The sequence below is a fragment of the Limnohabitans sp. 2KL-17 genome (assembly GCF_003063415.1).
In the GTDB taxonomy this organism is placed as follows: Bacteria; Pseudomonadota; Gammaproteobacteria; order Burkholderiales; family Burkholderiaceae_C; genus Limnohabitans_A.
Genome location: NZ_NESK01000017.1, coordinates 60,127 through 72,097, shown reverse-complemented (window position 1 = coordinate 72,097; position 11,971 = coordinate 60,127). Strand labels below are relative to the sequence as shown.

The following is an 11,971-nucleotide window of genomic DNA, read 5'->3' as shown; positions in this document are numbered from 1 at the left end:
GCCCCAAGCCCTGCTTTCAGGGCTTGAGCAAAGCCAGGTCGACGTCGGTCAGCCAGCGCCACTGGCCCGGCGCCAGATCGGCAGGAATCGTCAAGCCGCCAATCTGCGAGCGATGCAGACCTTCCACCCGGTTGCCCACAGCCGCCAACATGCGCTTGACCTGGTGGTATTTGCCTTCGGTCAGCGTCAGCTTCAGGTGCAACTCGCCCACCGCCTCGCAAGCGGCTGCCTTCACGGGCTTGGGGTCATCGTCCAGCACCACACCCGCCAGGAGTTTGTCCACCATCTCGGCGGTGATGGGGTGCTTGGTGGTGACCTCGTACACCTTGGGCACATGGTGCTTGGGTGAACTCATCTTGTGGATGAACTGGCCATCGTCGGTCAGCAGCAGCAAACCGGTGGTGTCCTGATCGAGCCGCCCCACCGCCTGCACGCCCTGCACGGCGGCTTTTTGCGGGCGCTGGCGCAAGGGCGCGGGCAACAAAGAGTAAATGCTGGGCCAGGTCGAGGGCTTTTGCGAACACTCGGTGCCAGCCGGTTTGTTGAGCAGCACATAGGCATGCTCTTGAAAGGGCCAGTCGGTGCCTTGCACATCGAAATGCAGGCCCTCGGGTTCAAAAAATTCGCCGGAGTCGGTCACGGTCTCGCCGTTGACCTTCACATAAGCTTGCTGGATCAGTCCGGCGCAGACGCGGCGGGTGCCAAAACCCTGGCTGAACAAGATGTCCTCCAGGCGCATGGGTTTGAGAGATTTGGCTTTCATGGGGCATGATTGTCGCTTCGAAATCAAGCGGAACCCTTCCGGACTTTGCAGGAGACACTTGGCCATGAGCACAGCCCTTGACACCCTCACCCGCATGACCGACTCATTGACGGCCTGTACCCGCGGAGCGCTGCCTCAAAGCGAGATGATCCGCCAATGGCGCAGCGACGCGGCCAGCCTGCCTTTGCCGGAAAAATTCGGCACCGTGCTGGGCAACTTGCTGGACCGCATTGAGGCCAGCGCCCTGTTCAGCGAAGAAAGCTGCTCCTTCAGTCAGAAAGACCTGTTTGCCAACCTGCAGTTGTGGGCCGACAAGGCCAGGGCACAGTGCCTCAAAGCCGAATGAGCATCTGTCATCTGTCATCTGTCATCTGTCAGCAGCCCCAACGACAACGGGCCCCATGGGGCCCGCTGCATGGCGCAAAGCAGATGCTTACTTCAAAGCTTTGAAGCGCACGCGCTTGGGCTTGGCACCCTCTTCACCCAAACGGCGCTTCTTGTCGGCCTCGTATTCCTGGTAGTTGCCGTCAAAGAACACCCACTGGCTATCGCCTTCAGCGGCCAGGATGTGGGTGGCAATGCGGTCCAGGAACCAGCGGTCGTGGCTGATGACCATGATGGAGCCGGCAAACTCCAGCAGCGCATCTTCCAAGGCGCGCAGGGTTTCCACGTCCAAATCGTTTGATGGCTCGTCCAGCAGCAAGACGTTGCCGCCTTCGATCAGGGTCTTGGCCAAGTGCAGACGGCCGCGCTCACCGCCCGACAACATGCCGACCTTCTTTTGCTGGTCGCCGCCGTTGAAGTTAAAACGCCCACAATAAGCCCGACTGGCCATCTGGAACTTGCCGACGTTGATGATGTCCAGACCGCCCGAGACGTCTTCCCAAACGGTTTTGTTGTTGTCCAAGTCGTCGCGGTTCTGGTCCACAAAGGCCATGCGCACGGTCTGCCCGATGGTGACTTCACCGCTGTCCGCTTGCTCTTTGCCGGCGATCAGCTTGAACAGCGTCGATTTACCGGCGCCGTTGGGGCCGATGATGCCGACGATGGCACCCGCAGGCACCTTGAAACTCAGGTTGTCGATCAGCAAACGGTCGCCAAAGGACTTGCTGACGTTCTTGAACTCGAACACCTCATTGCCCAAGCGCTCGGCCACAGGGATGAAAATTTCCTGGGTCTCGTTGCGTTTTTGGTAGTCGTAGTCGGACAGCTCTTCAAAGCGGGCCAGACGGGCCTTGCTCTTGGCTTGGCGGCCCTTCGGGTTGGAACGCGCCCACTCCAGCTCTTTCTTCATGGCCTTGGAGCGGGCATCTTCGGTGCGCTGCTCAGTGGCCAAACGGGCGTCTTTTTGCTCCAGCCACGAGGAGTAATTGCCCTTGTAGGGAATGCCGGAGCCACGGTCGAGTTCCAAAATCCATTCGGCGGCATTGTCCAAAAAGTAGCGGTCGTGGGTGATGGCCACCACGGTGCCCGAAAAACGCTGCAAGAAAAGCTCCAGCCAGTCTACTGATTCAGCGTCCAAGTGGTTGGTCGGCTCGTCGAGCAATAGCATGTCAGGGCGCGACAGCAGCAAACGGCACAAGGCCACGCGGCGCTTCTCACCGCCCGACAACTTGCCAATCACAGCATCCCATGGGGGCAGGCGCAGCGCATCAGCAGCGATTTCAAGTTGGTGCTCGGACGCATCGCCTGCGGTGGAGATGATGGCTTCGAGCGTGGCCTGCTCGGCCGCCAGGGCGTCAAAGTCGGCATCTTCTTCAGCGTAGGCGGCGTAAACCTCTTCCAGCCGGGCCTGCGCGGCCTTGACTTCGCCCATGCCGCTTTCGACGGCTTCACGCACGGTCTGCTCGGCGTCCATGATGGGCTCTTGAGGCAAATACCCGATCTTCAGGCCCGCCATGGGGATGGCTTCGCCTTCGATTTCTTTGTCGATGCCAGCCATGATTTTGAGCAAAGTGGACTTGCCCGAGCCGTTGGTGCCCAGCACACCGATCTTGGCGCCCGGAAAGAAAGACAGCGAAATGTCTTTGAGAATGTGCCGTTTGGGCGGCACGATCTTGCCAACCCGGTTCATCGAAAATACGTATTGAGCCATGTGTAAACCTGAATAAAAATGCGCTGAGACGAGTCACCCCAAGGGTGGCCGCTCTGCACCTTGAGCCTGCATATGAGGGCAGGCAGGGTGTGTGCAACCCGGCATTATCCCAGCTTGCCGAAGTTTTAAGCGAAAAATCAGAGTGTGCGTTCGGACAACTGGCCCGAACGGCTGGAAAACTGGACCCGGCTGTTCATGGCCTCCAGCTGAACCCGTGCGCTTCGCTGGCCATACACCTCGGCCCTGAGCCAAGCGCACTCGGCGTCCAGGCCCTCGTCCGAGGGCAGGCTGCACCACCAGACCCGCCCTTCGCCGTCCCAGCGGTAACCGCGCGCCTTGAGCTTGTCTTTGGCTTCAAAGGGTGCACCCGTGGCCCTCAGTTTGTAGCGTGTCTGACCGACCCCGGCCAGCAGGCGCGACAAACCCGTTTGACCATCGGCCAAGGGCAACGCCAACACCTGCAGCAAGGCATGGCAGTCGACTTGCGCCCGGTGCGCGTCGTAAAACCAGCCCCGCTCAGAGGCCAAAAACTCGAGCTTGGCCGAGCCACTGCCTTCTTTTTTCCAGTCGATGCCCATGAACGAGCACGCCCAAGCCTTGCCCGCAAATACCGGGAAGCGAGATTCCACAAAGGGCCGGTCAAAGCCGGCGTTGTGCGCCACGATCAGGTCAGCTTGTTCGACCAGCGCGATGACGGCGGCGTCATCGATGCGCTGACCCTGCACCATGCTGTCGTCAATACCCGTGATCTCGGTGATCTGCGCCGGAATGGGTTTGCCGGGGTCTTCAAATGACTCATAAATGGTCACCGGACCGACCGGCAAGCCGGTGGCGTTGTCCACCAACACCGACAACATGGCCAGTTCGATGATCTTTTCGTTCTTGCTGTCCAACCCGGTGGTTTCGGTGTCCAACACGATCACGCGCTGCGTGGCCTGCGCCGTCAACGGCCCGTAATCACTGTGCGGCACCAATCGGCGCAACACCCGAAAGTCGGGGTGCTGGGCCAGGGCTTGGGCCATGGCTTCGTGTTCTGCGGCTGGCGAGCCAGGCTGTGGGGCTGGCGAAGGCGAGGACTCCGGCGACGTCGACGTCGACGGCGACATTGCTGGCGACATTGACGCCGACGTTACCGGCGCAAGTGCCTTGGCCTTGGCTTTGGCTGGCTGAGCAGACTGGCCCTCGCGCCCAGCCTCAAAGTCCAAAAAACTCAATTGGTCTGTTTTGTTCATAGGTCGAGATTAAACCGCGTCTTCGACCACTTCAGCACCCAAATCACCCGCGATCAGCTTGAATTGTTCCAGCGCGGCCTGCAGGTCTTCCACAATTTCCTGGGCAATCACCGCCGGGGCGGGCAGGTTGTCGCTGTCGGCCAGGCTGTCGTCTTTGAGCCAAAAAATATCCAAGCTGGTCTTGTCGCGGGCAGTCAGTTCGGCATAGCTGTAGGCGCGCCAGCGGCCATCGGGGTTGTCGGCACTCCAAGTTTCAGCCCGCTTGTGGCGCTGGCCCACCTTGTAGAGCTGCACAAACTCGTCCAAATCAGCCCGGCGCAGTGGGCTGGTCTTTAGCGTGAAATGCTTGTTGGTGCGCAGGTCGTAAATCCAAAGCTTTTTCGTCCATGGCGTTTCAGATGCGGGCTTTTTGTCAAAGAACAGCACGTTCGCCTTGACGCCTTGCGCATAAAACAAACCCGTGGGCAGGCGCAGCAGCGTGTGCAGGTCGCACTCGTGCAGCAACTTTTTGCGAATGGTCTCGCCCGCGCCGCCTTCAAACAGCACGTTGTCGGGCAGCACCACCGCCGCCCGGCCATGAATGGCCAGCAGCGTTTTGATGTGCTGCACAAAGTTCAGCTGCTTGTTGCTGGTAGTCGCCCAAAAATCGTCGCGTTCGATGGTGTCTTTTTCGGTGCTGGTGCGGCCGTCTTCGCCCACGATCACAGTGCTGCTCTTTTTGCCAAACGGCGGATTGGCCAGCACCACCTCAAAGCGCTCACCCGGGTCTGAGCCCAGCGCATCGCCCACGCGCACGGGCACCGACTTTTCAGACCCAATGCCGTGCAGCAGCAGGTTCATGGCGCACACGCGGGCCGTGGCCTGCACCAGCTCAAAGCCCACAAAGGCGCTTTCTTTCAGGTGCTTTTTCTCATCTTTGGTCAGGTTGGGGTTGTGGTCCACCACGTGCTGGTGAGCGCTGAACAAAAAGCCACCCGTGCCGCAGGCCGGGTCGCATACGCGCTCGGCGGGTTTGGGGTCGATGCACTCGACCATGGCCGCAATCAAGGCCCGCGGCGTGAAGTATTGGCCCGCCCCGCTCTTGGTGTCTTGCGCGTTCTTTTCCAGCAGGCCCTCGTAGGCGTCGCCCTTCACGTCGGCGCCCAACACCGTCCAGGTTTCAGCATCGATCAAATCCACAATCACGCGGCGCAGCTTGGCCGGGTCTTGAAACTTGTTTTGCGCCTTGGCAAAGATCAGCCCAAGGGTGCCCTTTTCTTGCCCCAGCTTTTCGAGCGCGTGGCGGTAGTGATCAAACAAATCGTCGCCATCGCGCACCAGCAGCGTGGGCCAGGCATACGCAGCGGGCACGATGCTGGTTTGGTTGTAAGGCGGCTGGCTTCGCTCGTCGGCCATTTTGAGGAACAGCAAATAGGTGAGCTGCTCCACATAGTCGCCATAGCTCATGCCATCGTCGCGCAGCACGCTGCAATAGTTCCAGAGCTTCTGGACAAGGGTGTGGGTGGTGGTGTTCATGGTTGATTCAAAGGCGGCAAAGCGCTCAATTTGTTGGCCACCAGCTGGCAAGCCGTGATCAGATCGGCCACGAGTCGCGTGTCGACTTCGAGCATGCCTTCGTACTCGCCAAGGTTGCGCGCATCGTGGCATTTGGAAAGCACGCGCCAAACCTCTGGCCCCAGGCCCAGCGTGTGCGGTAGCAGTTGAAAAACGATAAAGCGATTGCCCGAGCGGTAACCATGCCAACGCAAGGCCGCCAGGCACAAGGCGTGAGCTGCGTTGTAGGCCAAGTCAAACTGACTCTCTAGTGCCAAGCCCGTTTTCTGGGCATCCTGCAGCCGTGCCAGCCCCATACGCTGAAGACCCGCAAATTCTTTGCTGTCGGGTAGCTCGGCACGCAATGGCTTGCCAGGACCGGTCAGATTTTCAAACGGTGAGGTCATACTCTTCTCCGATCAGCCAAACCTTGGGCTGCGCCATGACGCGGGACACAAACGAACCGCCCTCTTGCAGCCTTTTGGCGAAATCCTGCGGCGTAAAGATATTCGGGTTGACCTCGCGACCCAGCGACTCAGTAGCGGCTTGCAGCGCCAATATGGTGTCGCCAAAAGTCAAGGTGTCGCTCACCAGCATCAGGTCGATGTCACTGCTGGCCGTGTCTTCTTTTTTCGCAACAGAGCCATATACAAAAGCCGCCTTGATCTGCGATGCCAAGGGCGCCAGCGCAGCACGCAAAGGCTCGGCCAAGCCCACGGTCTTGCGCACTAAGCCACACAACTCGTCATAAATGGGTGAAGCCGGGTTGGCTTGGTAATGCTTCTGGTTGCCCACCGGTTTGACCGTCACCAGCCCGCTCTGCGACAGGCTCGCCAGCTCGCGCTGCACGGCACCCGACCCAGCGCCAGCCAGCTTGATCAACTCGGTGGCGTAAAAACTGCGCTCTGGCTGACCAAACAGCAAGCCCAGCACGCGCTGCTGCGTGCCCGAAAACAAAGCGTCTGCCAAGCCAGCGGCGCGTGGTGTTGAGGTGGTTAGATTTTTCGAAGTACCCATATTGGGCATTCTAATACCCAAAATGGGCATTTCGGAAACACTTCAGCATTGGATGCTTAGGTTGATCTTTCTGCATATGGGTCATGAGTTCACGCGCTGGGCGCCTACGCCCTGGCCCAATCGACTGCGGCTGCCACATCTGCTGGCGTCAATTGGCGCTCGGCCAGTTTGGCGCGCACTTCATCACTGGCACCCAAAGTGGATGGCGCGTCCGTCTTGCGAAACACAAGATCGAATGCGTACCCCATCGCACCAGCAACAAAGGCAATGGTCTGGACAGTGATGCTCTCGTGACCCGAGAGAACTTGTGACAAACGATCACTGCTCCAGCCAAGTTTGCTTGCCAAGTCTTCACGTGACATGCCGCACTCATGAAGCAGCAGCGTTAAATCTGCGGCCACATCAACTGTCTTAAGTTCTTCCGCCATTACTTTGCGGGCTGCAATCAGATCACCGAAAAGTGGTTTGTTCGTCATGGCTATCCTTCGGTTCATTTAATTCAATGCGACAAGTCTTCGTATTTAAATCATGGCATTCATTTTGTGGTTTTGACAACTGTGCGATACGCCTGATCTGGCCGATTGGGCACACCTGGATGGCGTAACTCCAGCAAACCCTGATTGACCAAGCCCGTCAAAATTCGCCGCTGCAGGCTTTCCGGGTCACGGCTCAATAAATCCGCTAAATCACGGGTGGTCAGCCATCGGGCGTCGCACAGTGTCAACACCAAAGTCTGCATTTCTGCCGTTGGCAACTTGGCTTTGAGTCTTGCCGGCTCTGCCAATGACAGGAGCTCGGGGCTCAAATGACGGGAGTCACCGCCCAAATGACGGGAGTCCCCGGGTAATTGGGGGGAGCTTTGGGGGGAGTCCCCCGCCACGCGGTAACTGGCCCACCGGCGCTGGTTTTGTTGCGTCAGCAGGCCATCGCGCACCAGGGTTTGCAGCACGCCGGTGATGTCTTTGGAATGCTCGCCGGTGATTTCCTGCATGCGGGCATTGGTCACACTGCCCTCTACCTGAGCGGTCACCACCGCCTGCACCGCTGTGGTGTCGAGCTTGGCAAACCCGTCGCCAAAGCGCTGGCGCAGTGCTTGATCTACCTCGGCGGGGATCAGGCTGACCATGGGCAAGGCCAGCTTCACGCGGTCGGGCTGCAAAGACTCTTCGAGCCTGGGCGAGCGCCAGTGCTGCGCACGCCAGCCCGCCCGGATTTTGTCCATGCCCGAGCCCGCCTTATCACCACCGCCCATGAGCTGAAACATCAGCTGCAGGCTTTTGTTGCGGCACTCACTCACCCCGCCCTGACCACGGTGGTCGACGTGAGCCAGAGAATTAAATTTAAGCATGTAACCCATTGATTTAAATGGTTTTTTTATCAAAACTCGAGTGGGTTCCGGTTTGCGTTTAAGCACTTTTTGAAGTCTTGCTAAGCCCAAAACGGCAGGTATCTGGCGTACCGCGTAGACGTTGTTTCAGATTCATCCGCTTTGATCATCCCGGCCTCCTTGGCGGCACCGATGACCTGCGACGTCAACACGGTTTTATCCTCCCCCAGGCCGAACCGCAACCGAAGCGACTGGTTCGACATGCGTTGGTTCGTCACATACATCAAGCAACAATGCTGGTAACAGGCCCGAACCCGGTCGCCTTTGCTCATATCCGCAAATTCTTGATGCGCAAACAGCAGCGCAGTTGTGCGCGACTCACCTGCGCGAAAGTCCGGAGCGGGAAGCTGAAACAACTCTGCAGCATGGATTACCTTGTCAATACCGCTGCCTTTTTCTTCACAGATGCCCAAGCGACGCATCAGGTCGGCCAATCGCTCATTGCGGGAGCGGTACTCATCAATGAAGCGTTCCACCTTGATCGGCGGCAGGCCAGGGTTGGAAATTTCAACCCTATCAGCGTACAGCTCAATCATCACCGACGCACCCGTGGCTAAAAAATCCTGGTGCACCAATGCGTTGGCAATCAACTCCCTCAGCGCCTGCTTTGGAAACATCTTGACCTCTTCGCGAACGGCCTGCTCAACAAAGCGATTTTGCGGCGCTGCAGAGTGCACAAAGTCCACTAAGCTGCCAAAGCCAACGGCATACCCGCGAAGGCCGGGTTTGTCATCTTTCGTGTTGAGCTTGTTGGTGCCTTCATAAACAACGACGCGCGCAGCCTTGCGGGCCAATGCAGGCGAAAAAGCATCCAGCCGCTTGGCAAGCAAAATGGCTGCCATGTTGGAAATGGTCCAACCTGCACTGCTGGACGCAATGAGCCCTTCCGACTGCAACCGCGCCAGCACTGCATCACGGGTGGTCGGATACGGCAGTGTCAACAACTCAAAATAGGTCTGCGTGTCCAGCAGTGCAATCACTTCGTCATCGCTGGCATCTGCTTTGGCTGGCTGCACAAACCAGTCTGGCTGGCCTTCTGCAAAAATGCGGCGCAAATAGTCTGAGGTCATCGGCACCAGGTCTTCGCCAGCACGCATCAAAAAAGCGCCTTCATAGTCCAGCGGTTGCCCCACTGGACGTGATGGCACTTCAAACACGAGAACCCGGCCATCTGGGTGCGCAAGCTCTACGACATCCACACGAATCCGCAGTTTCTCAACGATGTACGCCTTGATTTTGTTCAGATCAGTTTGGGATGGAAAGGCCAGACTGCCGACCACGCGCCGGGGTGGTTTGTCAGACACGCCCAGCACCATGAAACCACCGCCCTCATTGGCAAGCGCAACACAGTAGCGCAGCAGTTTGGTGGTGTCGTATTGCTGCTTAGCCTCCTTGAATTCAAGGTGCTCATGCTCCGCGGGAGCGAGGAGCCAGCGCTGTAAATTGAGGAGATCAATCATGACAGTTCCTTGCGCTGCTGCGCGGCATCAGCCACGCCCAACACGATGGTGCCGCCCTGGGTGCTGGCCATGGCTGCATACGACTCCCAAAAACTGCCGGGCATGCCACCGCGAGCCGACTTGAATTCGGTGTCGATGCCTTCGGTGCTGGATTGCAGGGCAGATAAAAGGCCGAGCTGAGACATGGGGTCTATTCGTTTTTGCTCATTACAGTGCACACTTACTTTGAGCCTGCTATCGCACAACCAGTTCGGCTTGTGGCGAAAAACGAAATTCATCCTGCCCATCATAAACAAGGAATTCCCTAAGCTTATTCACAAGCAGTTGATCAATCCACGTAAGCATTTGGCCATCAATATGAGTAGTGATGTACTCAGCCAAACGACGAGTAACACCCAGTTGGCGCGTCTGCATCAAAATCAGCGCACGATGCGCCATTCTTGGTGGCTGTGGATTTTGCAGTAGGTTGATTTCCAAAATGCGTCTTTGCATCCAACCGTCATATCCTGCCAAACACAGCAACTCCCTTTTGTCAACGTGATAACAAGCAGCATCAACATTGAAGAAACTCGTCGTCAGCAAATCAGCGAACGTCTCCCCAACAGCAAACCCACTTTGAAAAGCCCAAGTGTCTGACAACGACCAAACATCGAAGCGCTGCTTCTCAATTACGAAGCGAAACCCACCAAATTTATTGCGAACAGCTTGGTACTTAGCCACTACCAGAGAAATTTCGCGCTGTGATGCTGTGGAAACCAGGTCGATATCCGATACAAACCCACGCGCATTTCCAAGCGCGAACTCTCGAATCATTCCACCAAAAATTACCGTATCGGGCAATGCAGTGATAACCTCAGCAATCGCCTGCTTCAGCTCTGGACGCCCGACAGTTCGACGCTCCAGATATTCACCGAGATTGCGTTGAAGGCGTTTTTCGAATGTCATGTGACGACATTTGAAAAAAGGGTTTTTGAATCAAATGCCCCTTTCAGACCCAACAACTCTTCGTATAAATTAACCGCATAGGAGTCTGTCATACCAGAAATCATGTCCGTAAGCAAAATGCATTCACGGTACCGCATAGGCAATCCGCTATCTATTGAGGATGGGTTTTCAAAAATTCGCCGATAGTTTTCTGAGATGCGGCCATAAACGTATTTCGTAAATGGTCGTTTCCGATCAGATTCTGGCTTCATAGGATCTTCGCGGTCAACAATAGCAGCCCAAAAGAAGTCCATAAGCCCACGAATGACGTTATAGCCCTGCAATTCAACTTCGAGAACTGAACGATGCTTATATGCATGCATGAACGAAAAATTCTTGAGCGTCTTCCGAAGAGTTTCAGCGGTGCTTTTCTCAAGCAATGGCACGGCTACGGTCCCTGCAACAAAATCCGCTTCGTTTTCTCTAAAAGCATCAGTAGCAGAACCGACCATCGCCCCAATTGCAAAGACGCGAAAACGCTGCATTGATACATCGTTCAACTCAGCAGGCGATAACTTTTGGCTTGCCTTCTGATGCTCTGTATGCTTCTCCTGACTATCTTTGATGACTTTTTGAACCAATGGATCATCTGCGCCTGCATTATTCAGAAAAGCCATTAAGTCAGAGAATGAAGCCAATCCCTTTTTGACCGCATCCTCCGCATCTAACACCACATATGCGATGTCATCGCAAGCTTCCATAACGTACGCGAGCGGATGCCTTATCCCAAGTGCAAGTCCAGTTTCCTTATGCACGTAATCCACCACATGTTGTTCGGAAGCAAAAAAACCATGCTTCTTCTTGGCGACATGGTTTTTAACAACTTGATGCGACGGCGTGGGGTATTTCATCAATGCAGTCAATGAAGCGTGGGTCAGGTCTAAGCCAAAGTCGTCGTTGATTAACTGAAGTCGCGTCAACAACCTAAAGCCTTGCGCATTACCTTCAAACTTGAGGAAATCCTGGCGGTGTTGCTCGTTTGTCAAAATTTCCAAAACGGTGTCTTTGTTTTCTGCAAACCAGCTTTGTATTGCACCCTCACCTTGATGCCCAAAAGGTGGGTTTCCTAAATCATGTGCAAGACCAGTCAACGCGAGTAACGCTGGGAGATTCCGTTTCGAATTTTTAACACTCTCAGCGATATCAAAATTAAAGGCTAAGGCTGAACCGATACTTCGGGCCAGATTTGACACCTCATGCGAATGCGTAAGGCGTGTTCGGACGCTGTCATTTTTGTCGAGTGGGAACACCTGTGTTTTGTCAGCAAGCCGTCGAACAGGTGTAGAAAATAGAATACGATCAAAGTCTCGCTCAATTTCAGTCCGTGTTTCAGCCATACTATTTTTTGGTTTAGCACAGGCTGCACTTTGAGACTCCTTTTTGCGACGCCCCTCGTTTAGAAGTAGCTTCCAATCAATTTTTATGTCTGTCATTTTTATCCTCTTAATGTCAAATCAAATTTGTGTATTCTGAGCAGCGCTGTCTCTCTGCCCAGAGTCA

The 11,971-nt window shown here is 56.0% G+C and carries 14 protein-coding genes; 2 read left to right on the top strand and 12 right to left on the bottom strand.

The window, feature by feature from the left end:
- Positions 1-16 precede the first annotated feature (16 nt).
- Positions 17-739, bottom strand: a complete 723-nt coding sequence (locus B9Z45_RS10115; RefSeq protein WP_108407123.1) for a pseudouridine synthase — start codon at positions 737-739, stop codon at positions 17-19.
- Between the two features lie 88 nt (positions 740-827).
- Here B9Z45_RS10115 and B9Z45_RS10110 point away from each other — a divergent pair, with 88 nt between their 5' ends.
- Positions 828-1,109 carry a hypothetical protein gene (locus tag B9Z45_RS10110; RefSeq protein ID WP_108407102.1) on the top strand — a complete coding sequence of 94 codons (282 nt, stop codon included), beginning with the start codon at positions 828-830 and terminating at the stop codon, positions 1,107-1,109.
- A gap of 87 nt (positions 1,110-1,196) precedes the next feature.
- Here the strand turns inward: B9Z45_RS10110 and ettA are convergent, their stop codons facing one another.
- Both ettA and B9Z45_RS10100 read right to left on the bottom strand, forming a co-directional pair.
- A complete protein-coding gene (ettA, locus tag B9Z45_RS10105; RefSeq protein ID WP_108407101.1) occupies positions 1,197-2,858 on the bottom strand; it encodes an energy-dependent translational throttle protein EttA in 1,662 nt (553 codons plus the stop codon).
- Between the two features lie 137 nt (positions 2,859-2,995).
- Complete coding sequence (locus B9Z45_RS10100; RefSeq protein WP_233252162.1) at positions 2,996-3,880, bottom strand: 3'-5' exonuclease; 885 nt, start codon at positions 3,878-3,880, stop codon at positions 2,996-2,998.
- Between B9Z45_RS10100 and B9Z45_RS17400 the strand changes: the two genes are divergently transcribed.
- Positions 3,879-4,028, top strand: a complete 150-nt coding sequence (locus B9Z45_RS17400) for a hypothetical protein (protein WP_233252161.1) — start codon at positions 3,879-3,881, stop codon at positions 4,026-4,028. The two genes, B9Z45_RS10100 and B9Z45_RS17400, sit on opposite strands and share 2 nt — an antisense overlap.
- Before the next feature lie 71 nt (positions 4,029-4,099).
- On the opposite strand, the gene B9Z45_RS10095 is transcribed toward B9Z45_RS17400, so the two are convergent.
- The 9 genes from B9Z45_RS10095 to B9Z45_RS10055 form a co-directional block, all read right to left on the bottom strand.
- Positions 4,100-5,605, bottom strand: coding sequence for a class I SAM-dependent DNA methyltransferase (locus tag B9Z45_RS10095; RefSeq protein WP_108407099.1), 1,506 nt, complete (start codon positions 5,603-5,605; stop codon positions 4,100-4,102).
- Complete coding sequence (locus tag B9Z45_RS10090) at positions 5,602-6,030, bottom strand: hypothetical protein (protein ID WP_108407098.1); 429 nt, start codon at positions 6,028-6,030, stop codon at positions 5,602-5,604. The genes B9Z45_RS10095 and B9Z45_RS10090 overlap by 4 nt, the downstream gene beginning before the upstream one ends.
- Positions 6,014-6,640, bottom strand: a complete 627-nt coding sequence (locus tag B9Z45_RS10085; protein ID WP_370445827.1) for a transcriptional regulator — start codon at positions 6,638-6,640, stop codon at positions 6,014-6,016. Before B9Z45_RS10085 ends, B9Z45_RS10090 begins: the two co-directional genes overlap by 17 nt.
- Before the next feature lie 104 nt (positions 6,641-6,744).
- The gene (locus tag B9Z45_RS10080; RefSeq protein ID WP_158270405.1) at positions 6,745-7,116 is read right to left on the bottom strand and encodes a helix-turn-helix domain-containing protein; all 372 of its coding nucleotides are present in this window, start codon (positions 7,114-7,116) and stop codon (positions 6,745-6,747) included.
- A gap of 59 nt (positions 7,117-7,175) precedes the next feature.
- The gene (locus B9Z45_RS10075) at positions 7,176-7,988 is read right to left on the bottom strand and encodes a hypothetical protein (protein WP_233252159.1); all 813 of its coding nucleotides are present in this window, start codon (positions 7,986-7,988) and stop codon (positions 7,176-7,178) included.
- An 80-nt stretch (positions 7,989-8,068) separates the two neighbouring features.
- Entirely contained in the window at positions 8,069-9,487 is a 1,419-nt protein-coding gene (locus B9Z45_RS10070) for an ATP-binding protein (RefSeq protein ID WP_108407094.1), read from the bottom strand.
- The gene (locus B9Z45_RS17245) at positions 9,484-9,672 is read right to left on the bottom strand and encodes a helix-turn-helix domain-containing protein (RefSeq protein WP_199221882.1); all 189 of its coding nucleotides are present in this window, start codon (positions 9,670-9,672) and stop codon (positions 9,484-9,486) included. Before B9Z45_RS17245 ends, B9Z45_RS10070 begins: the two co-directional genes overlap by 4 nt.
- Before the next feature lie 49 nt (positions 9,673-9,721).
- Positions 9,722-10,432: a hypothetical protein gene (locus B9Z45_RS10060; RefSeq protein WP_108407093.1), complete on the bottom strand. Its 711-nt coding sequence runs from the start codon at positions 10,430-10,432 to the stop codon at positions 9,722-9,724.
- Positions 10,429-11,904, bottom strand: a complete 1,476-nt coding sequence (locus B9Z45_RS10055) for a deoxyguanosinetriphosphate triphosphohydrolase family protein (protein ID WP_108407092.1) — start codon at positions 11,902-11,904, stop codon at positions 10,429-10,431. The genes B9Z45_RS10060 and B9Z45_RS10055 overlap by 4 nt, the downstream gene beginning before the upstream one ends.
- Positions 11,905-11,971 lie beyond the last annotated feature (67 nt).